The organism is Moritella sp. 36, from assembly GCF_018219415.1.
Taxonomy (GTDB): domain Bacteria; phylum Pseudomonadota; class Gammaproteobacteria; order Enterobacterales; family Moritellaceae; genus Moritella.
On sequence record NZ_CP056120.1, the window covers coordinates 3,253,107 to 3,274,965 of the forward strand.

Below are 21,859 nucleotides of genomic sequence, written 5' to 3' on the forward strand. Positions count from 1 at the left end.
CGCCTTGCCGTTTTAACACACCCGAGACTCATATCGCTATACTGCCGACGTGTTCAAAAAAACTATAACCTTTGCCGCGTACCGTTTTAATATGTAATTTAGACAGACCTGATTGCACCATTTTGCGGCGAATATTACTAATGTGCATATCCAAATTACGATCAAATGGGCATAAATCTTTCTTTAATACTTGTTTTTGCAATTCACCTTTCGATACCACAATTTCATGACGTGACACCAGGTACTCAAGTAATTCAGCTTCTGTACCAGTCAGTGATAGACGTGATAGCTGTGTGAGGATTGAACTTTCACCACCTAGGTTTTGCCTTTGCTTTTCTAAACCAACACGACGTAACATCACTTGAATACGCGTTAATAACTCAGGTACATGATAAGGTTTCGCAATATATTGATCCGCACCGGCTTGTAAACAATCAAGCATTGCCGTTTCATCCGCCAATGCAGTCAACATTAGAATAGGTGTCGCAAAGCGCTGGCAGATACGTCTTGCCACTTGCAAACCATTAATATTGGGAAGCATGACATCGAGTAATACGAGGTCAACAGGGTGAGACTGTATGTAATCTAGTGCAGTTTCACCACAATGCACACTGTGCACCTGATAACCATCTTCCATTAAAACTTCAGTGAGTAATTCACACAGTTGTATATCATCATCTACGATGAGAATTTGCGACACAGTTAAAAACACCTTAATAATAACAATTCGTATTAGTATTTTAATGAAGAAAAGACTGAAGTACAACACACATTCAACTAGGCTTGATGAAAATCAACAGCATAAAAAACATATTATTGCTTTTTTCCTATAATTTATCAGGCTATTTCATTAATTTTAAACTAGATTTGAAGGGGGCAGCTACAGACGTTTGCTAGTTTGCAAATATACATAAAAATATGGATATGCAATGCTTAGTGTAAAAAAAGACCAATCGATAAAAATTAGCCGTGGACACACACGCTTTAGCAATTGGGAACAGTTTCCAGTCTTGTATGTGAGTAAGCTAGGGCTATTTGATTTCTTTAAAATCCCCATTGAAGTTCGTAACATATCGCAATCGGGATTACTGGCAAAAGTAAAAACAAAAAGGAAATTTACTGTAGATGAAAACTTAATCATGGAGTTTGATAACTATTTTACGGAAGTAATCAAAACAACAATAGTGAGGTGGGATCCAGAGCAAGATTTACTTGCGATTAAATTCAGCAGAGAAATGAAATTAATAGAACGCATCGCGCTTAATATGGCTTAATATTCGCCAATATAAGACAATAATAAACCTCACGTGCTTCTTACCGTAAACACGTGAGGTTTTTAGTTTCGATTAATCCCAATCTTCGGCAACAAACTGGATCATCAATTCATCATTTTGATACATATTTAAAAATGGCCATTGCACTTGAATGGCGTTCACAACACCAAGTGCTTGCTGTAATTTCTGCTCTACAGCATTCGCATTTGGATCTGCACAAGCCATAAGCGTTGAACCGACAGGCCCTAATTTTAATAAGGTATTCTGCAATTTTTCATCTTCAAATAAATACTGTACCTGACCAAACATATTATTACAGCCTGAGAAGCCAGACAAACGATCACCAGAAATAGTAATATTAGCGGGTTGCTCAAGCGTTACTGGATTTACGTTACCTAAGCCAACAAGTTGTTTAAGGTTCCACTTTCTATTTTCAGTTAACATTGTATGGGGTGCATAATGACGTGGTGTTTTATCTACCTCGGATATCAATGTATACGATGAACTTGACGCGTCAGCAGCCGGGTTTGCCACTTCTGACTTAGCCACAGACAACTGATAAAAAGACCCAGGTACAAATTCAAAACCAGCAATATCGTTATAAAATAACTGCCACTCACTGACCTTGCCATCAATCACTTGATTGACCACCAAGCACTGCATAGGCACAATACCCTGACAAGCGATGCGTTCAGGGGCAACCCAATACATTTCATTCGTCGTTACATCGCTATTTTCAGCAACACCGTTCGTACCGTTATCACTTGAACTCGAACACCCAATGAGTGAACCGCTTAATATTCCCGTTAATAATAACGATACTGGCAATTTAAATTTCATATTAATTAACCTTTTTCCGTTTTCCACTAGACTTGATAGGTAGATAACAACTGACTTTAACTCATTGACCAAGCTCTGAGGATTGTTATGCATCCATTCTCGCACCCGCTCATAAAACTGTGCGTTTTTTGCTATTTATACAGTATGGCATCGTATAGCCATAGTAGTTCAGTCATTAACGTTGGAAGTTATCACTGCCCGCCTTTTGTCATGAGCTTACATCCAAATGGTAGTCCACAATCCACCAGCACAGGACTGAGCATCTTATTGTGGCAACGTGTAGCCGATAGTATCGACCTACAATATGAGATGCGAGATTACACTTTAAAAGGGTTATTAAGTGCCGTTGAAAATGGCAATGTAGAAGTGGGAATATCCTGTATTACTATTACGCCGGAGCGTGAACTACTCATGGATTTTTCACACTCATTTTATGAGACACACCTAGCCATTGCAGTAAAACAAAAAGGCTATCTCGCTTCTTTTGTCGATATCATCACCAATACTACATTATTATTTGCTATTGGTATTATCCTCATATGTGCAGGGCTTATCGGCTGGATATTTTACCTACTCGAACATAAAGTTAATCATAAATTGTATTCAATGCCATCAGCAAGAGCACAATTATTAGAAGCCTTTATTCTTGGCCTCCTATTCATCACCAAAGGTCCTTTCAACTATTTTGAATTTAAAACCTTGAGTGGGCGAGTATTGACGGTATTTTTAGCCATCGCATCCACCTTATTTATTGCCAGCATTACCGCTATGCTAGCCAGTACCTTCACCTTGGGGTTACTCAATACTGATATAAAAAGTCCATATGATCTAATCAAGCTGAATGTCGGGGCCACAGTCTCGACCACGTCTTCTATTTATCTTGATAGTTTAGGAATAATACATCAAACGTTTACGAACCTTGATGATATGCTAATTGCACTTAATGACGGAAAAATTGACGCTATCGTTGATGATAATGCGGTTTTAAAGTACAAGCTAAAACAAGAAAAACAACAAGGACGTTATCAACAAATATCAGTATTGCCTTATCAATTCGAAAAACAAAATTATGGTTTGGCCATTAAAGACAATAGCCCTTACACCGAGCAATTAAACCGAGCACTACTCAATATTCGTCAAAGCCCTGAATGGCAACAAGCCCTTAATCAATACTTCGCCGAACATTAATCAGTTAAATTACCTAACAATGCTTCGCAGCTCGCCTTCATCATCAGCAACTCTTCTTTTGGTAAGCCAGCCTGACAAAACATATTGATAGGAATATCTTTTGCTTGTTCCTTTAAGGCTAAGCCAACATCTGTTAGACACAGTATACGAGCACGCTCATCTTCTTTACTTCGCTCTCGACGAATAAGCCCTTTCAACTCTAAGCGCTTTAACAAGGGTGTTAACGTACCGGAATCAAGGTGTAACTGTTCACCTAATACCTTCACACTAATTTTATCTTGCTGCCAAAAAACCAACATAGCTAAATACTGTGGGTAAGTAAGATCGAGTGTTTTTAACATTGGTCGATATGCACGAACCATCGCATTCGTCGCACTGTATAAGGCAAAACAAACCTGATTATCTAAGTGCAATATCGTCTCTTCATTCGTTTCTGACATCAGGGTAACCTCTCTTAACTGCCTTGCGCACAATATACTTAACTTTTTATAAATGTCGACCCGTTTTAAAAAATATAACAAGAATGATTAAGTAAATCGCAGCTGATGCCGATAATACAAAAAGACGACTATTTAACTATAGTCAAACAGTCATCTCAAGGATAAAGAATAACTATATAATGAATAAGAAGAAAAATAAATTATCTCTTATTACAATTTACGGTCTAATTATTGCTTAATAATATTCAGCGGGATCTATTTTGCCGCTATAAATTATAAACGACTAAAAAAGGCAGATCTAAGCTATGTTTAATTTTTTTAACACTAATAAAGTCCCTCTTGGACAAGTTCTTATCTCAGAAACAGACTTAGCGGCACTGCAAAGTAAAGCACAACTTTTAGACCAACTACAAAGTAGTGGCCTATTATCTATTGCCCAAGAAATCACTCAAAATGCACACAAAGTCAATCAATCCTCGGCACACAGACTTAACAACGTCGAGAAAAACTTCGGTTTAATTCAAGGGTTTATGGAACAGTCGAAGGGTATAGAAAACCTTTCAAATGATTCGTTCAATTCTGCACAAAGTACCGCAAATATCTCTCAGACTGGTATTCAACAGCTTGAAGAATTGACAGGTAACATCACAAACTCTGCACAATACATTGCTGAGTTTACCGTACTGCTCGCTAACCTAGACGAGAACAATAAAAACATTGGTCAATTAGTTGACTCTATTAAAGGCATTGCCGACCAAACCAACCTACTTGCGCTAAATGCGGCAATTGAAGCGGCACGAGCAGGTGAACATGGTCGTGGATTTGCCGTGGTGGCCGATGAAGTACGCGCACTTGCGAATACAGCAAACCAATCTGCAGACCAGATCCAAGGTGAAATGAAAAAAATCATGGATATTTCAGCGGCGATCATTGATAAACAAAAACAGGTAACAAATATTATTGATGACAGTGTTGATATCGCGACAGTGACAATGCAAAGTTTGCAAGAGCTCGTATCTCAAGCTCATTCAAGTTCGAGCTTAGTAGAACAAACCATTAGTCAAGTACAGCAACAGTTAAGTCATTCACACAGTATTACAACCGGTATGGAAGCATTAATTAGTGACACTAAAGATGCCCTTAACGGCTCATCAAGTAATGTTAATTTAGGTGAGCAACTGGTGACCAAACTGCGTTTTTAATTAATATGAATAATTTTGATTTGCAAGTATTTGCTCTGGTGTATCAAGTACCTGCAGGTAAGGTTGCCACCTATGGCGATATCGCTAAGTTAGCGGGCATGCCAAGTCACGCACGCCAGGTTGGTAAAGTGCTTAGTCGCTTACCAACCGACAGCAAGCTGCCTTGGCATCGTATTGTAAATAGCCAAGGCAAAATATCACTGCAAGGTAGCCGTGGTGATTATCAAAGACAACAGCTTGCCGCTGAAGGTATTCCCCTCTCTGCGCACGGCACTATTTCACTAAAGAAATACAGAGTTTTGTAGGGGAATGTAGGGGTCTAGTTACAAACGACAACTCGCAGTAATATCTAAATCTTGGTTTATTACACTACTTTCAACACCGTAAAATCCGAGTAGCGTATGAAATAGGTTATCGTGAGAAAAAGTCCCGGCTTGTGCTTTTTCTATCAAGCAGTTTTTATTAATACCTTTGGCATCGGCATATTGCTGAGGTATCCACATAAATAAAGGCACTTGTGTTTGTTCTATAGGAGCGAAAGAATAAGGCGTGCCATGCAAGTATAAGCCGTTCTCACCCAGTGACTCACCATGGTCAGACATATACATCAAGGCAACGTTATAATCGTTTGCATAACTTTGTAATTTTTTAATTGTTTCGGCAATTACATAATCAGTATAAGCGAGCGTGTTGTCATAAGTATTGACAATTTCGTCGTCAGAACAATTTTCAATATCACTTTGGTTACATGATGGAGTAAATAATTCTTTTTGTTGCGGATAACGCTTCCAATAGGTAGGCCCATGACTACCTATTATGTGCATAGCGATTAACTTGTTTCCCTTTAGTTCTTCGACTTCATCATCAAATGATTTCAACATTATTTCATCATAACAAACTGAATTGTCACATACATCACGATACTGTGAAGCATCAATGCTAATTTTGGTTAGCCTTTTTGCGACGCCTTTATCACCACCATCATTATCTTTCCATAATACGTTTACACCGGCATATTTTAATACATCAAGCACGTCATCTTGGCTGTTAGCGCGGTTTTTATCATAATTACTACGATTTAGGTTTGAGAACATACACGGTAGTGAATGTGCGGTTGAAGTGCCGCAAGATGAGACATCTTTAAAAGAAATGATGCCCATATCTTCAGTATAAGGATTTGTATTACGCGAATAGCCATTATACCCAATATTCATAGAGCGAGCGGTTTCACCGACAATTAATACCATCAGGGTTGGTTTCCCATTGCTCGCGAGTAATTGCGTCGCGTCTGTCCCTTGGGTTTTATAAGTGAATTTTTCAGTAAACACTTCTTTCTTTATATATTTAACACTATTAAAAATATGCGCAGGCACAATCATTTTATTCAGGTAAGCGTTGTTACGACCTACCGAAGCATAATCTTTATAAAAAAAGCCGAGAATTAACAGGATGATGAGAGTAGCCGATATAATTAACATTAAGCGTTTTAAAATACGCTTAAGTAAGGTTTCTTGGGTATTAAAGCGTATTAAGGCGATTAATACGGCTGGAATAACACCTATAAAGAATAGGTAACTAATAGACGATAAATTTATATAGGAAGACATTTCACTGGTGTTAGTTTCAATAACATTTTCAACCATCGAATAGTCAAATAAAACCCCATATTTTAATGTTGCATAAGAAGCAATTGCGGATGATACAAGTACAAAAATAAAAAATGGTTTCGCGAAGTAAGGAATTGCAAATAACGAAAAAATAATAAAAAAGGCGCAACTTAATACTACCGGTGCGGTATATACAAATAACCAACTGTTCGTGTGTTCCGTGATATCAATTAAACGTGCGCTAATAGGTATATTAAATACGAAACCAAAATAAAAAGAATACAGTAATAAAAACGTTGTCATACTGATATTAATACGAAATTTGCATAATTGAGTAAGGCAGCTAGTTATATTCGTTAAGGAAACGTTTAGCTTTGTTGTGAGTAGATTTTTCATTGTTATCCAGTGATGACCATAAACCAAGTAAATGCGGTTAAGTAAGCGCACACGGTCCTTTCCTTCGACCCTTGAATTTTAGATTAGAGTTGATACATAACTATTTTAAACATAATTTATGTACATTTTTGTCGATAAGCTGCAGGTTTAGTCTGCTTATCTTACCGAGATGTGCATATCAGGCAGGTGAATCGCTTTATAGTTCATACAAAAGGAAGGTAATTAATTAGCCCTGAGTAAAATTTGGCAATTTTTTATAATCAATAGCGGTGATTTCTAATGCATCGACCTGTGCTGCATCCGGTCCCTCTCGCAACCATAAAATAAGCTTATCTCGCTCAGTTTTATCGCCAAAGACCTGTACTTCGACATCTCCGTTTTTCAGGTTAATTGCGTGCCCGGTTAAACCGAGTTGCTGCGCCTGCTCCACTGTTGCATAACGAAAGCCGACCATTTGTACTCTACCATGCACTATGATCTGGTTACCTTCTTGTGACATAACCCCATATCCCCTACCAAATTTGGTCAGTATTTATGGAGTATATGTCTAAATTCGCTATTTAGACCACGTTAATTAATTCAACAAGCCGATATGCCTCACAAAATCTTTACTATCGCGAATTTTAGATACAAAAAAGCCCGTAAATACTGTTTATAAAACAACGAGTACGCACGGGCTTTATGCCTTAGCCTTTAATAACTAAAGCCGATTAACGTAAATCGTCAACCACAGCGAGCATAGCCACTAATGATGCTTCACCAAGCTTAATAGAACGCTCTGGTGACCAACCCATCATAGGATCAGGTAAGTTATCATTGTCTTTAAATGGCATTTCCATAGTGTTTGCAAGGCAATCAAACTCTTCTGCTACCCAGTTAGTTGCCACTGTCATGTTGGCTGTACCTGGTGCATCAACGTCATAACCAAATTCAGATTGGAAATCTGCACTTGCCAGTTTGAACACGTCAGAGAAACGGTCACGTAGTTTCGCTAATCTGTCGTTATAACTTGGCGTACCTTGTGAACCCGCAAGGAATACAAAAGGTAGAGCTTCATCACCGTGTACGTCATAGAATAAATCAACGCCAGTTTCTTTCATCTTATTAATGGTATGGAATACTTCTGGGCTTTTTTCTAGGCTTGGGTTTAACCATTCACGGTTAAGGTTTACACCTAATGCATTGGTACGTAGATGACCACGTGCGCTGCCGTCTGGATTCATGTTTGGTACGATGTAGAAGTTAGCTTTGTCTAATAATGCTTTACCCGTTGGGTTATCACTATCAAGTAAGCTATGCATTAAACCATCAACTAACCATTCAGCCATCGTTTCACCTGGATGCTGACGCGCAGTGATCCAGATGTTACGCTTACCTTCAGCGCCATCGCCAATCTTAACTAAAGTTAAATCACGCTTATCAATCGTTTCACCAAGATGCTCTAAGCTTACTAATGGGTGCATTTGCACTGCAGCAAGTAGATCTAGATGACGTTCGTAGCTGTACGGTGCAAAGTAAGCAATCTGCATTGACTCACAATCCATTTCAGCAATGATAGTTAATTTACCATTTTTATAAAAAGTTGGAATACGGAACCAGTGCTGACGATCGTATGAGGCAACAGCTTGGTAGTTTTCCCAGCCTTCTAGGTAAGCCGCTTCTCCTGCATTAAGGATATTAAGTGTGTATTGCTCACCGACTACACCGTCAATACGAAAGTTAAACCATTGGAAAAATTCTTCACCCACATCAGGGCGAATTGCAAGTTGTACATCATTTTTGTCATCTAAATTAATGACTTCAATATTACCAGCATCAAAATTAGCGGTGATCCGCATACGACTTCCTTAATTCATTTTTGAAATTAACTTAAGCATAAACGATCCCGCTGTCACTGGGTAGAGAAGATGTTTACTAATGACCCTAAAAACCTTATTTAATTTCCAATACAGAACAGAAGTCAGCATAAATAATTAGATACGGGCATCTATAAGTCATAAACCGATATACCAAATAATTTAACATCGCACCTCCCTTGCACATTTAATACCTACTTAGTTATAAATTAAATGCTTAGTGAGTTCAACGCTAGCATTAAAAGTACGGTCATGCTAAAAAACGCGAAAATCCTAAATACATACAGAATAAATATTAAGCGCGTTTTGACGCGTTTCAAACATAAAAAATAGCACGACCGTTCGCTTAAAGGTGTTATTTAAGGAATTTACGATGAGCAGTAGCATTTATTTTAATACTCGAAACAAATTCACAATCCGCCGCAGCATGATCAATATCGGCACTCGATTACATCACAGCATTGCACCCGCTCATGCGTTAAAAACAGCGCAGAACTTATTGTTAACCCCCGTACGTAGTACATCCAAAAATGAAGATCCGGTTGGATTATTAAAATCCACACATATGACATCTGAAGGCCGACTAAATACCTATCAAATGGGTAACGGACCCGTTTGGGTCTTAAGCCACGGTTGGTCTGGTAGTGCCAGTCAATTCTTTCCGTTGATGGAGCATATTGCCAAACAAGGTTTTACTGCGCTGGCCTACGATCATCCTGCACACGGGCAAAGTGAAGGGCGTCACGCTCACCTGCCCGCATTTGTACAAGCATTCGATGAAATCGTCGATAATATTGATGACGTTGTAGGTATCATTGCACATAGCATTGGATCGACAATCGTCTTAGAGAGTCGTCACCCTAAAGTACAAGCCTTACCCTTCTTATTAATTGCACCTGTATTAAACTATGTTGAAAGCTTATATGACACTGTTGGTAGTTCTGGCTATTCAATGAAATTATTTGGTGAGATGATAAAAAAAATTGAAAACCAATATGACTATAGGCTAGAGACGATCAACCCCTATAAAACACTCATATCTCGTCAGCAAAAAACCATTATAGTACATGATGAGCATGATAAATTTGCCAATTTCAGCACCTCAGAATTAGCCGCAAAAGAAGCAAATACTATCGATTTAGTCACAACACAAGGACAAGGACATGGCCGAGTACTTAATTGTGATTTAACGTTAACTGCATTTGATAATTTAGTTTAATCCTCAATTATAACTTACCATCCTCTTTAGCCTAAAAAACAAAAAGCGCATCATTATTGATGCGCTTAACGTGTTTAAAACAAAACTTTACTGGCCAGATTTAAGCGCCAATAGTCACCTTACGAGGTTGCAATGCTTCGGGCACCTGACGTTGTAGATTAATCGTCAGTAATCCTTTAGCCATTTCAGCACCCAATACATGTACATGGTCGGCGAGTGCAAATTTACGGCTAAAATCCGCTTGATTAATGCCTTGATGCAACAATGTTGAAGTGACTTCTACTGGCTGCTTTTTACCGGTAACAACCAACTCATCAGCCGTCACAGTAATATCGATCTCTTCGAGTGAGAAACCAGCTAGCGCCAGTGTAATCTGATAATCTAACTCACCTGCGTGAGTTATGTTATAACGTGGATAGTTCGCATCTAACATACGCTGTGATGCTAATTGCTGTTCAACTAATTTTTGTGCCATGTTAGCAAAGCGATCAAAACCAACCGCGTGGCGATATAGGGGTGCAAAATCAAATGTAGTCGTTGTAGTCATCTCTATTTTCCTCAAACAATAGATAGCTATAAGCCTGCTGAGCAGCACTTATATACCCAAGCCCTTCAGATACTTGGGGGGAACAGGCTTAATGAAAGAATTCCCACTAAGCCGAATATAATTTATAAGGTTAATGACACTGCCAATCTATAACAGTGTTTGTGCAGTATTATTCTGCAGATAAGGTTTTAGCGCCGTTAATGGCTATTTTACGTGGTTTCATTGCGTCTGGTAACTGGCGTTCTAAATCGATATATAACAAGCCATTTCGCATGTCTGCCCCGTTGACAAAAACATGATCGGCAAGCTCGAATTTACGTTCAAAGTTACGTTCAGCAATACCGCGGTGTAAGAAAGTACGTTGATCGTCTTCTTTCGCCACAGACTCTTTCGTGCCTTTTACTAATAATTCATTATTTTGGGTTGAAATATCGATTTCCGCTTCGTCAAAACCTGCGACAGCCATCGTAATGCGATAGTTATTGTCATCAAGTTGTTCGATGTTATACGGAGGAAAGTTATTACCAGATTGGCGGTTTGATGCAGCCGTTTCAGCAAGTGCTGCTAAACGTTCAAAACCAATTGCACTACGGTATAGGGGAGTGAAGTCAAAAGTACGCATAATTATATTCTCCATTGAGCAATATTATCATAGTCACCAAGCCAAATTATTTTGCGCTTAGCCATGATGTATTTTTATTCCGGTTTATATGTAAAAAGTAAAAACATACTCCGTTAGGCAGTTGCTGTTTACTTTACGTTAGGCCTCGTAAGCGCCTAATTAATAGATGTGGATTACACGATTTGTTTTCAAGTAAAAAGCTTTAATTAATTCCAACAAAAACATAAGGCAATGAAATACAAGCAATAAACATCTTAAATTTATTACTTATATTTTCACCTCTATTATTACTATCATTAAAATTGCATGCTATTTTCGTGTGATGCGTTCTCATACACAGAAGCGTTATCCATCAACGCATACAGCTCATCTTTTTGACGACTATCACGTCGAGCACGTTTATGAGCCTTACGATCTGATGGCATAATGCCGTCGTCGTCAACACGTTGCGCTGATTTTTTTTTAAACTTCTGATCTAATTTAGCCATATTATTTCCTGCTTATATCTTTCATTAATAATATAAAAATAAAATTGTGACGCTTGATTACAAATAAATTTACCATTGTCATTAAACTGTCAACATCCACCGTTAATTTAGAGACCAACAAAGTCTGTAATTAAAATTATAAAGATTGAATATGACATAACTGTGACAGTATGAAGATTCCAATGCAGCCATAAATACTGCTAACGATTGTTGTTACACGGTTAATTTAACGAAAGGTAATCGATATGAGAAGCATGGGTATATTTTTAGATGAAGTGCATTTTCCACTTGGTTTTCAACAACAAAATGCGTTTAATTTAGATGAATCAAAATTATTAGAACATTACGGTTTAACAATGCAGCGACTACAAGAAGGCGAGCTGTTACCCGCCACCGCTGACGAACATTTCTTTCTCGCAGAGCTTGATGGTGAATTTGAATTAACCTCTGATTTTGCGCGATGCTGGCGTAAATACAACCATAAGATCACTCATCCCCATTCATTACGTAACACGACACATAAACGCAGTGCAAAACAACCCAGTCGGGATTATTTTGTGGATGAACTATCGACAATAGAAGAAATTGACAGCACTTATGACGAGTTAGATCTGGATTCATAATCAACCTTCAAATCGCATATTTAAAAACGCACCTTCATTAAGGTGCGTTTTAGTTTTAAGCATAATGAAGACAGAGTCCGTCGAATAAGAAAATGTGATTTCTGCGGTTTTAAGCAATACAAACAAGCTATTTATGTATAAAATACAGTAATAAATCATCATTAGTTGTGCGCTAACATCAATAAGGAATCTCCATGGATTTTATTCAAGTACCACTCACTGTATTTTTAGTTTTCGTCGCACCACTGTGGTTAATTTTAGCCTATCGGAGTAAACGCCAAAGCAATCAAGGGTTATCAAAGAAAGACCAAGACAAGTTACAGACATTAATTAGCCGTACCGAGCAATTGCAAGATCGCGTTATCTCGTTAGAACAAATTTTAGATGAAGAATCACCGAAATGGAGAGACCGATGAACGCTAAATCCTTATATCGAGACACCGAAAATGGCAAGATCGGCGGTGTGTGCGCGGGCTTAGCGGCCTCCTTCGGGGCTGAGGTTTGGCTTGTGCGATTACTGTTCGTATCCTTGTTTTTATTCACAGGTTTCTTTCTCGCCATTCTGATTTATATCATTGCCTGGTTATTGCTTGAAAAAATGCCGATTGAAAAGCAGCAGCAACGAAGTATTTATGCCAACCATTCAATGAAAACGAAACCATGGCAACAAGGTCATACAGCAGAAAAACTGCTGGATAATATTACCGCAGAGCTCGATGATATTGATCAAGGTCTGCAGAAAATGGAAAATTATGTTATTTCTTTTTCATTCAAAATGGATCGGGAATTTAAGAAGAAATAAAAACAACCAAATCAGTTTTATCCCCTACTCTTTGATAAAAAATTAAACGTAATCAATAAAAAAAGGGATAAAACAAGCTATTGCCGACATTAAAGCGCCAAGCTCAGTATATTTATGCTACCTTGGCGCTTTCTGTATCTATTTCTACCTACTCTTTTATTAATTTGGAGAAAACCATGTCGTTATCTATCAAACCTGTGGCTATTGCGGTACTCGGTGGCCTGCTTACTATGGCCGGTCCTGCTTATGCTGAAACCATCAAACTGCGTATTCTAGAAACGACGGATATTCACACCAATGTAATGGACTATGACTATTACAAAAACAAGCCTACAGAGAAAATAGGTCTTGTGCGAACAGCCACATTAGTAAGAGAAGCCCGCGCTGAAGTAACTAATAGTGTACTGGTTGATAATGGTGATTTATTGCAGGGTAGTCCAATGGGCGACTACATGGCAGATAAAGGCCTTAAACCTGGCGATGTACACCCAGTGTATAAAGCAATGAACCAGCTTGGTTATGAAGTCGGTAATTTAGGTAATCACGAATTTAACTACGGATTAGAGTTCTTACAAGAAGCGACAAATGACGCGAACTTCCCCTATATTAATGCGAACGTTATCGATCTAAAAACCGGTAAAAACATGTTCACCCCTTACATCATCAAAACAAATACGTTTAAAGATACAGACGGCGTAGAACACCAAGTTAAGATTGGTTATATCGGTTTTGTACCACCGCAAATCTTAATCTGGGACAAGAAGAACCTAGAAGGGAAAGTTGAAGCGTTAGACATTAAACAAACCGCCGAAAGATTTGTACCACAAATGAAAGCGGAAGGCGCAGATATTATTCTGGCGATCCCGCATTCAGGCGTATCAGCTGACCCGTATAAAGTAATGGCTGAAAACTCAGTGTACTATCTAACACAAGTACCGGGTATTGATGCGATTGCATTTGGTCATTCACATGCTGTATTCCCAAGTAAAACATTTGCTAAAATACCAGGTGCCGATATCGAAAAAGGCACAATCAACGGTATCCCAGCTGTAATGCCTGGTCGTTGGGGCGATCACGTCGGTATCATGGACTTGGTGTTAGACAAACAAGGTGATTCTTGGAAAGTAACCGACGCACAAACAGAAGCGCGTCCTATTTTTGACAAGTTAACCAAAAAGCCGTTAGTGGCCGCAGACAAAAAAATGGTTGCTGCAGTACAAGCTGACCACAAAGCAACACGTAATTTTGTTAACCAGCCTATTGGTAAAGCAAATGACGTCATGTACAGCTTCTTAGCGCTAGTACAAGACGACCCAACAATCCAAATCGTTAATCTTGCCCAGCAAGATTATGTGGAACGCTTTATCCAAGGTGACCCTGATTTAGAAGGCATCCCAGTACTTTCTGCCGCAGCACCGTTTAAAGCGGGTGGCCGTGGTAACGATCCAACGAACTTTACTGAAGTTGAATCTGGTCAATTAACATTCCGTAACGCAGCGGACCTTTACCTTTACCCGAATACGCTAGTCGCTATGAAGGTAACAGGTAAAGAAGTGAAAGAATGGTTAGAATGCGCTGCAGGTCAATTCAATCAAATCGATCTAAACAGCACAGCGCCACAAGGCTTAATTAACTGGAATGAGTTCCGCACATACAATTACGACGTAATTGACGGTGTGAAATACGGTATCGATTTATCACAACCAGCACGTTATGACGGTGAATGTAAACTGATCAACCCAAGCTCAAATCGTATTACCGACTTAACGTTCGAAGGAAAGCCCGTTAACCCAGCCCAACCTTTCATCGTAGCGACTAATAACTACCGCGCTTACAGTGGTAAATTTGCGGGCACAGGCGAAGCGTTTGTTGCATTTGCATCACCAGATGAAAACCGTACTATTCTGGCCGATTACATTAGCCGCGTCAGTAAAGAGAAAGGCCAAGTAACACCAAGTGCAGATAACAACTGGCACTTCACGCCATTACAAAGCGACAAAAAGCTAACCATTACCTTTGAAACAGCGCCGGGTGACAAAGCTGCACAGTTCATCAAGGACAAAGGCCAATACCCAATGCAATATATTAAAGATGATAAACTTGGTTTTGCTATCTACAGCTTAGACCTACAAAACAAAAAGTAATCTTTACTTAACGTTTTGAGGTACCACATTGATATAAAAATACCGCAGCCAGCCTGCGGTATTTTTATAACTGGTGACAATCACAGTAAAGTGACACTATTAAGCGCATTGTATAGGCATGCTACACTTAAACAGTATTAACCAAGACAGGACGTCAGATGAGTAATAATCAAATAAAGAACAATAATAACGAAAACACCACTACAGTACCTTGTTACTATGAGCAACAAGGTAGCGGTAGTCCAGTTGTGTTTATTCACGGCTCATACGCAACAACCTCAACGTGGAAGAAAATAGTCCAACAACTCGCAAGCACACACCATTGTATTTCTATTAAATTACCAGGTCACTGTGGAATGCCAGATCCCGATGATTTTTCAGCACCAAACATCAATACAGAACTTCATATTATTGAATCGGTAGTCGCAAAATTAACGAACCAGCCCATCCATCTTATTGGGCACTCCTTTGGTGGTGTCGTTGCATTAGCCTTAGCACTCAAAGGTTCTGTCGAAGTACAAGAGTTAACCCTATTTGAACCAGTATCGACATGGGTACTCGAGTCCGTTGAGGATAAAGAAATGATGGCGCGTGTAGATGCGTTTGTTCAAGACTATCGTCAAGGCATTAGCAACAATGAACCTTATGTATGTGGAAAAGTAATAGACTTTTGGGCTGGTGAAGGTGCATTTAGCCCCCTACCCGACTTCATTAAAAACGGCATGGTCCCCTTAACAGCGAATAACAACCGACACTGGACACTGTGTATGAACATCCATCAGAATCGAAAAACACTAAACGCATTAACGATTCCAACAAGGTTAGTCTGTGGCTCGGCATCAAATCCGGTTGCTCAAGCCATCGTTAACCACCTGAGTAGTGAATTAGCAAACAGCAAAAAATACATAATACAAGGCGCGAGCCACTTCTTGGTAACAAGCCATGCCACAGAATGCCTCCAAATTATCCTTGATGATTGAATCTCCCACCTCGCTTTAATTAAAACCATCTATTATTGTGTGTAATATCGCTAATTTTAATATCACAACTACCCATCTTTTATTTTCTTTCTTCGCGGAATAAGAGACAATTACCCTCAATACATAATCCAAGGCTATTACCTATGTCAAACGTCCTATTACTTGCCAATTTGAACTGTGATCGAGTATTACAACTGGATAGGCAATTAACGACAGGTGGTCGCCACTATTATGCTGATCATGGCCGTCGATTAGGCGGAGGTGGTGCCAATACTGGATTAGGCTTGGTTTATGCGGGGCATAAAGTCGCCCTAGTCAGTCAAGTTGGCAATGATAAGACCGCAGACTGGCTATTAGCAGAAGCCAGTCTCCAAGGATTAGATTGCAGCTTATTACAACGCAATGAACTCGAGACTCCCGAGTTATTATTAGTCATGACACCCGATGGTGAACGCACTATTATTCGTCCACAACGCCCCATTTTCACGCTAGGTCCAACACCCAATTTTAAACATTGGCAAGCGCTATACGTTAACTCATCGGCAGTCGGCACTGAACTCTGGGCTCAAACCGCACTTGAACACACCTTGGTGATTGCTCAGTTAGCGAAAGACAACCGTTTACGCCCTTGCCACGTCTTAATCTCCTCTCGTTCAGACCTCTTTAATCATGGTATTGATGTGAATAATAGCGAAGAGTTATGGTGCTATGGTCAGTCCATCGCAGGCCAAACCTTACGTTATTTTATTCTAACTGATGGTGAAAAAGGCGCTGTCGCTTATCACCACCAGCAGCATATTTCAATTGCAGCAATCCCAACTAACGTCGTTGATACTACCGGGGCTGGCGATGCATTTGCATCAGGGTTAATCCACAGCTTACTCACCAACCAAGATATAAAACAAGCTATGATAACTGGCTCCGAATGGGCTGCAATTGCAGTCGCGACAGCAAGTTCCATTCCAGGGACTGAATTACAACAACATTTAAACAAATAAGCCTTTTACCTGAATCAGATACAACACCACGAGTGCAAATGATAATTACTACCATTTACACTTGCATCTTCTTTTATGATTCTTTATTATCCTACTCCCAATTTTAAACACAAAAAAACTAAAAAAAATGAAAAAAACAGCATTATCTATCGCTTTTGCAAGCTTATTCCTCAGTGCATGTGACGATTCTAACTCAACAGCACCACAAGTAACTACACCATCAGTGACTACACCACCAGTAACTTCAGCTCCAGTCACTCCAGATCCAGTCACTCCAGACCCTGTCACTCCAGACCCAGTCACTCCAGACCCAGTAACTCCAGATCCCGTCACTCCAGACCCAGTCACTCCAGATCCCGTGACGACGATCACCGCACATATTAAAACCAGTGATATAGTACTTGTATCACCAACAATGGTTAGTTTTATCGCCCCAGGTGTTACCATTACCAACCTCAGTGAAATAACAGACATCAAGGCTAATTTTGGTGAAGCTCACGTTGATCAAACGACAGGTGCTATCACTTTCCAACCATATGCTACTTCTACGAGTAATCCTTTAAGTGCTGAAATTATTGCAGCCCAGAACGATTATAAATTTGCTATTAGCTATCAAGTTGAGGATACAATTTATCAACTTGATGGTTCTGTCTTACCGCTATATAACGATAAAGCGAATAAGCCAGCACTACGCTTTAGCAAAGTGAGTCAAGATGGCACACCTTTATCACCAGAAGACCAAGCACGGCCAGCAAATGTGAGTGATTGGAGTTGCATAACAGATAACAAAAATGAGCTGATGTGGCAAGTTCCTCAAGCAAGTGGTACATACGCGTTTGATGCAACCTACTACTGGGGTGATCGAACAATCAATAATCGTGATTATAGCGAAGCAATCTGTGCACTTGGTGGCTGTAATACTGATAACTTGGTTGCAGAAGCAAACAAACAACAACTTTGTGGTCGTTCAGGCTGGCGTTTAGCAACTCGCACTGAATGGCAAACATTATTAGATAAGAAACTTTTCGATGAAGACTCAAAACAGTCTCCAATTAACAACTTCTATTTCCCTTATGTCGACTCTAATTATGACGAAGCTTATTGGACTAATTCATTTACTATTTATCCAAATGGTCATGACACCAAACCCGCTGCTAATGACTGGCAGGGTTCAAATGCCCTTGTTGGTGATGCACATGTGATGTGGATGGGCGACGATTTTGATTTTGCCAACATGCCGCCGCGTTCAACAAACGAGCCTCACTTTACTATGTTAGTAAACGGTACTGTTATTCCTGATAAAAAAGACAATGAAGTACCAGAAATATCGACCGTATTACCACCACAAAATGTGGCTGTTGACGTTGACGAAAATCTTAATTGGCAATCACGTTTTGTTAAGCATGGTTCGCACGGGCAAGCCCTTACATTGCAAGACAGCACAGATTGGGCTTGCACATCTGACCTTGAATACAGAAGCGCGTTACCAAATACACAAATTCTATGGCAACGCATCAGTAAAAGTGAACCACTGAAAAACCACGCTCAGGCCGTGGAATACGCCGAAGAAATCAACAAAGCAGCATTGTGCGGGCAAACTAATTGGCGCTTACCAACAGAAAATGAATTAAAAAGCCTATTAGTAAATACACCTATGTATGGAATGGAGAGTTTACGTGCAAGCTATGTGAAAAGCGTGTTTGATGACACTAACGTAGGCTATGACAGTTATTACTGGACTTCGACTATCAGTTCATACAATCCAAAGACAAAACACTTTGCATTCGCATTCCAAGATAGCTGGTCTGCTAGTAGTCGGATTGCAAATACCGAAATGCATCGTGTACGCCTAATCTCAACAACCAGATTGCAAAAATAATGATAAAAGATACATTTAAAAGTATACAACGCCTGTCAGTGATCATCACTGGCTGTGCGTTATTGGCTGCATGTGGTGGAGATTCTGGCACTGGTACTAGCTCTGGTACTGGCACTAGTACTGGTACTGGCACTAGTTCTGGTACTGGCACTAGCTCTGGTACTGGCACTAGCTCTGGTACTGGCACTAGCTCTGGTACTGGCACTAGTTCTGGTACTGGCACTAGTTCTGAGACTGGCACTAGTTCTGGCACTGGTTCTGCTAAACCGCTGGTACTGAACCCGCGTATACAGCTAACGCAAGGGCGTACGACGACTCAGCAGTACACCTTAACGCCAACGCAAGAGTTACGACTTATTCAACCAGGCCTGTATGGGAATGCCAGTGTTCAAGGCAATACGTTTACCTATCAAGCAAATGCGGACGCACAAGGCTCTGACTATGTAAAACTAGCCATAATATCCAACGATAAAATTGAAACCATCAATTGGCTGATTAGAGTGAATAAGCCAACGCCTCGCTTTACAGCATTAACGCTTGGAGACAGCAGTAAAAATAAAGACTGGCAATGCGTAGCAGATAACAATATTCATCAAGGTGTCGTTTGGGCAACCCCACTGCAACCTTCAATACAAATTTATGCTTGGGGTGATTGGCAGCCGACCTTGCCTGACTTTCAAGCACTGTGTCAATTCACAGATGCTGATGGCAAGAGTCAAGCATGTACAACAGATACGCTTATTGAATACGCAAATCAACAAAACTGGTGTGGCCACGATGATTGGCGCTTACCGTCAGACTATGAAATGAAAGGATTAATCAGTGAGCAAGATTACGCATTAGATAATAATCAAGCCGCCATTGATCCTTACTTTTTTGCTGCAACAGGTTTTGAGACTTACTGGTTAGCGAATGATAATCCTCTATTACATACTGACAATATTGCACCTACGTTAGATTTTATGACTGGTCGTCATAACACAGTGATGCAAAACAAGCGTAAGCCTAAATCAGTGATGCTTGTCAGTGGCGTTAAACGTGATACAACACTGCCATCAGAACAAAAGAAGCCAAAAGCTGAAAAAGACAGCTTTATACGGTTAGATAATAGCGGTCAACCATTAGCTAAAGCACTGCAAGATGATGACTACACTGATACACCTTGGCGTTGTTTAGATGATACGCGCGGATTAGTACGTGATAACTTTTATTTACGCGATAAACAGTTTTCTTATGTATATTGGTTAACGCCAGATCCACAAGATATCACTAACACCAGCCAGCAATTATCAATACAGGCAAGTGTACCAAAGGCTGTCTCAGACATTAATCAAGCACAATTTTGTGGCCGTAATGACTGGCGTCTACCCACGGCTGATGAGTTGGCAATGCTACTGTATAAAGGTGAACAAGGCAGTGATTACAGCTTATTATACGAAACATCACTCAACAAACCTGAAACCGGTGATTACTGGGTTAAAACAGGCTCTAGCTATGGCCTGTACAGCTTACCAACAACGGCGAGTTTACAACCAAAGTCTACAACTGGCACAGACACTGGTCGTATTTTATTAATTGCAACAGAGTTTGAAACCAGAGCGACAGAAGATCCCCGTTCAGTTAATAATCACGGTAGACCTAACTTCAATCGCTTACGACAAGACTACGCCAGTAATAGTGATCGTTGGCCAGCACCATTTGTCGATGATATGTCGAGTTATCAAGAACTAGGCACTATGCCTAAACCAAGCTTCCCTAACGAAAACCCTTATAGTGAGCTAAAAGTCGCATTAGGAGAAAAACTCTTCTTCGACCCTTTCTTATCTCAAGCAGGTGATGTGTCATGCTCTAGTTGTCATGACCCTAAATTAGGTTGGGGAGACGGGCAAGAGGTTTCCATTGGCCATGACCGTCAACGTGGCAAGCGCAACGCCCCTACAATTGTAAACAGTGCATTCTTACCTCTGTTGTTTTGGGATAGTCGCGCTGCGACATTAGAACAACAAGCATTAATGCCAATTCAAGACCCAGTGGAAATGGCTGAAACTTTACCGCGTTTACTTTCACGACTCAATACACATGCACAATATCCAGCCTTGTTTAAACAAGCATTTCCAGAAGATGCGATGAGTACTGATATCACCGAACAACAATTAGGAATGGCACTCGCCACATTCCAGCGAACGATTATTAGTAACAAAAGTCGTTTTGATACATTTGTAGTTCAGGCTGATAATGCAGGCAATACTAGCGCACTTTCTGATAAAGAACTGTGGGGGTTAGACATCTTCCGCCGTAATGGCCGCTGTGTTAATTGTCACATGGGGGCTGAGTTTACGGATCACAAAATGCAAAATGTCGGACTGACTTATTATCAAGGTTTTTATGAGGATCTGGGATTGTATAATGTTGATGGTAAACCAAGCAGTGTCGGTAAATTTAAAACACCGTCATTACGTGATGTGATGAACAATCACCCCTGGTTCCACAACGGTTTACTCGATACGATGGAAGGTGTTATCTCAATGTATTCAGCTGGTATGGCAGATAATGCCCCCTTTGGTTGGGATAAGTATGACCCCACTTATCCGGTATTATCAAAGAAAATTAGGCCATTAAATCTAACGGTTACGGAAGCTGAAGCATTACAAGCCTTTTTAACCACAATCACAGCTCCGACGCCTCAAAAGCCAGCGACGAAATTTGAGTTAGGAATCCATTAACATAACTACATTATCGGCTTAAATTATTAGT

Annotated in this window: 22 protein-coding genes; 13 read left to right on the top strand and 9 right to left on the bottom strand. The window is 39.9% G+C overall.

Going from position 1 to position 21,859, the window contains the following annotated elements; translation table 11 throughout:
* Nucleotides 1–28: 28 nt before the first annotated feature.
* Entirely contained in the window at nucleotides 29–700 is a 672-nt protein-coding gene (locus tag HWV03_RS14335; RefSeq protein ID WP_211672176.1) for a response regulator transcription factor, read from the bottom strand.
* A gap of 229 nt (nucleotides 701–929) precedes the next feature.
* On the opposite strand from HWV03_RS14335, the gene HWV03_RS14340 reads away from it, so the two are divergent.
* Nucleotides 930–1,274 (top strand): PilZ domain-containing protein, encoded by a 345-nt coding sequence (locus HWV03_RS14340; RefSeq protein ID WP_211676526.1) that lies wholly within the window; start codon nucleotides 930–932, stop codon nucleotides 1,272–1,274.
* A 72-nt stretch (nucleotides 1,275–1,346) separates the two neighbouring features.
* Here the strand turns inward: HWV03_RS14340 and HWV03_RS14345 are convergent, their stop codons facing one another.
* Nucleotides 1,347–2,114, bottom strand: a complete 768-nt coding sequence (locus HWV03_RS14345) for a DUF4377 domain-containing protein (protein WP_211676527.1) — start codon at nucleotides 2,112–2,114, stop codon at nucleotides 1,347–1,349.
* A gap of 87 nt (nucleotides 2,115–2,201) precedes the next feature.
* Here HWV03_RS14345 and HWV03_RS14350 point away from each other — a divergent pair, with 87 nt between their 5' ends.
* On the top strand, nucleotides 2,202–3,302 hold the full coding sequence (locus HWV03_RS14350) for a transporter substrate-binding domain-containing protein (protein WP_211676528.1): 1,101 nt from the start codon (nucleotides 2,202–2,204) through the stop codon (nucleotides 3,300–3,302).
* Here the strand turns inward: HWV03_RS14350 and HWV03_RS14355 are convergent.
* Nucleotides 3,299–3,742 carry a MarR family winged helix-turn-helix transcriptional regulator gene (locus HWV03_RS14355; RefSeq protein ID WP_211676529.1) on the bottom strand — a complete coding sequence of 148 codons (444 nt, stop codon included), beginning with the start codon at nucleotides 3,740–3,742 and terminating at the stop codon, nucleotides 3,299–3,301. The genes HWV03_RS14350 and HWV03_RS14355 overlap by 4 nt on opposite strands.
* 530 nt (nucleotides 3,743–4,272) lie before the next feature.
* On the opposite strand from HWV03_RS14355, the gene HWV03_RS14360 reads away from it, so the two are divergent.
* Nucleotides 4,273–4,944 carry a methyl-accepting chemotaxis protein gene (locus HWV03_RS14360; RefSeq protein ID WP_370629433.1) on the top strand — a complete coding sequence of 224 codons (672 nt, stop codon included), beginning with the start codon at nucleotides 4,273–4,275 and terminating at the stop codon, nucleotides 4,942–4,944.
* A gap of 5 nt (nucleotides 4,945–4,949) precedes the next feature.
* Nucleotides 4,950–5,249: an MGMT family protein gene (locus tag HWV03_RS14365; protein WP_211676531.1), complete on the top strand. Its 300-nt coding sequence runs from the start codon at nucleotides 4,950–4,952 to the stop codon at nucleotides 5,247–5,249.
* A gap of 18 nt (nucleotides 5,250–5,267) precedes the next feature.
* Here the strand turns inward: HWV03_RS14365 and HWV03_RS14370 are convergent, their stop codons facing one another.
* From HWV03_RS14370 to HWV03_RS14380, 3 genes are all read right to left on the bottom strand, one after another.
* A complete protein-coding gene (locus HWV03_RS14370; protein ID WP_255546834.1) occupies nucleotides 5,268–6,998 on the bottom strand; it encodes a phosphoethanolamine transferase in 1,731 nt (576 codons plus the stop codon).
* Nucleotides 6,999–7,173: 175 nt separating this feature from the next.
* Nucleotides 7,174–7,446 carry an acylphosphatase gene (locus HWV03_RS14375; RefSeq protein WP_211672183.1) on the bottom strand — a complete coding sequence of 91 codons (273 nt, stop codon included), beginning with the start codon at nucleotides 7,444–7,446 and terminating at the stop codon, nucleotides 7,174–7,176.
* Between the two features lie 211 nt (nucleotides 7,447–7,657).
* Complete coding sequence (locus HWV03_RS14380; RefSeq protein ID WP_211676532.1) at nucleotides 7,658–8,785, bottom strand: M14 family metallopeptidase; 1,128 nt, start codon at nucleotides 8,783–8,785, stop codon at nucleotides 7,658–7,660.
* 391 nt (nucleotides 8,786–9,176) lie between these two features.
* Between HWV03_RS14380 and HWV03_RS14385 the strand changes: the two genes are divergently transcribed.
* Nucleotides 9,177–10,022, top strand: coding sequence for an alpha/beta fold hydrolase (locus HWV03_RS14385; RefSeq protein ID WP_211676533.1), 846 nt, complete (start codon nucleotides 9,177–9,179; stop codon nucleotides 10,020–10,022).
* Nucleotides 10,023–10,122: 100 nt separating this feature from the next.
* On the opposite strand, the gene HWV03_RS14390 is transcribed toward HWV03_RS14385, so the two are convergent.
* The 3 genes from HWV03_RS14390 to HWV03_RS14400 form a co-directional block, all read right to left on the bottom strand.
* Nucleotides 10,123–10,569: an Hsp20 family protein gene (locus tag HWV03_RS14390; protein WP_211676534.1), complete on the bottom strand. Its 447-nt coding sequence runs from the start codon at nucleotides 10,567–10,569 to the stop codon at nucleotides 10,123–10,125.
* A gap of 169 nt (nucleotides 10,570–10,738) precedes the next feature.
* Nucleotides 10,739–11,191, bottom strand: coding sequence for an Hsp20 family protein (locus HWV03_RS14395; RefSeq protein ID WP_211672187.1), 453 nt, complete (start codon nucleotides 11,189–11,191; stop codon nucleotides 10,739–10,741).
* Between the two features lie 296 nt (nucleotides 11,192–11,487).
* Complete coding sequence (locus HWV03_RS14400; RefSeq protein ID WP_211672188.1) at nucleotides 11,488–11,679, bottom strand: hypothetical protein; 192 nt, start codon at nucleotides 11,677–11,679, stop codon at nucleotides 11,488–11,490.
* Between the two features lie 245 nt (nucleotides 11,680–11,924).
* Between HWV03_RS14400 and maoP the strand changes: the two genes are divergently transcribed.
* The 8 genes from maoP (at nucleotide 11,925) to HWV03_RS14440 (ending at nucleotide 21,828) form a co-directional block, all read left to right on the top strand.
* Nucleotides 11,925–12,302, top strand: coding sequence for a DUF413 domain-containing protein (gene maoP / locus HWV03_RS14405; protein WP_211676535.1), 378 nt, complete (start codon nucleotides 11,925–11,927; stop codon nucleotides 12,300–12,302).
* Between the two features lie 194 nt (nucleotides 12,303–12,496).
* A complete protein-coding gene (pspB, locus tag HWV03_RS14410; RefSeq protein ID WP_211676536.1) occupies nucleotides 12,497–12,718 on the top strand; it encodes an envelope stress response membrane protein PspB in 222 nt (73 codons plus the stop codon).
* On the top strand, nucleotides 12,715–13,104 hold the full coding sequence (pspC, locus tag HWV03_RS14415) for an envelope stress response membrane protein PspC (protein WP_211672190.1): 390 nt from the start codon (nucleotides 12,715–12,717) through the stop codon (nucleotides 13,102–13,104). The genes pspB and pspC overlap by 4 nt, the downstream gene beginning before the upstream one ends.
* Nucleotides 13,105–13,280: 176 nt before the next feature.
* Nucleotides 13,281–15,248, top strand: coding sequence for a bifunctional 2',3'-cyclic-nucleotide 2'-phosphodiesterase/3'-nucleotidase (locus tag HWV03_RS14420; protein WP_211676537.1), 1,968 nt, complete (start codon nucleotides 13,281–13,283; stop codon nucleotides 15,246–15,248).
* A 158-nt stretch (nucleotides 15,249–15,406) separates the two neighbouring features.
* Nucleotides 15,407–16,228 (top strand): alpha/beta fold hydrolase, encoded by an 822-nt coding sequence (locus HWV03_RS14425; RefSeq protein ID WP_211676538.1) that lies wholly within the window; start codon nucleotides 15,407–15,409, stop codon nucleotides 16,226–16,228.
* A gap of 143 nt (nucleotides 16,229–16,371) precedes the next feature.
* Nucleotides 16,372–17,226 carry a PfkB family carbohydrate kinase gene (locus HWV03_RS14430; protein ID WP_211676539.1) on the top strand — a complete coding sequence of 285 codons (855 nt, stop codon included), beginning with the start codon at nucleotides 16,372–16,374 and terminating at the stop codon, nucleotides 17,224–17,226.
* Between the two features lie 127 nt (nucleotides 17,227–17,353).
* A complete protein-coding gene (locus HWV03_RS14435) occupies nucleotides 17,354–19,105 on the top strand; it encodes an Lcl domain-containing protein (protein ID WP_255546835.1) in 1,752 nt (583 codons plus the stop codon).
* Nucleotides 19,105–21,828 carry a cytochrome c peroxidase gene (locus HWV03_RS14440; protein WP_255546836.1) on the top strand — a complete coding sequence of 908 codons (2,724 nt, stop codon included), beginning with the start codon at nucleotides 19,105–19,107 and terminating at the stop codon, nucleotides 21,826–21,828. The genes HWV03_RS14435 and HWV03_RS14440 overlap by 1 nt, the downstream gene beginning before the upstream one ends.
* The last annotated feature ends 31 nt before the right edge of the window (nucleotides 21,829–21,859 follow it).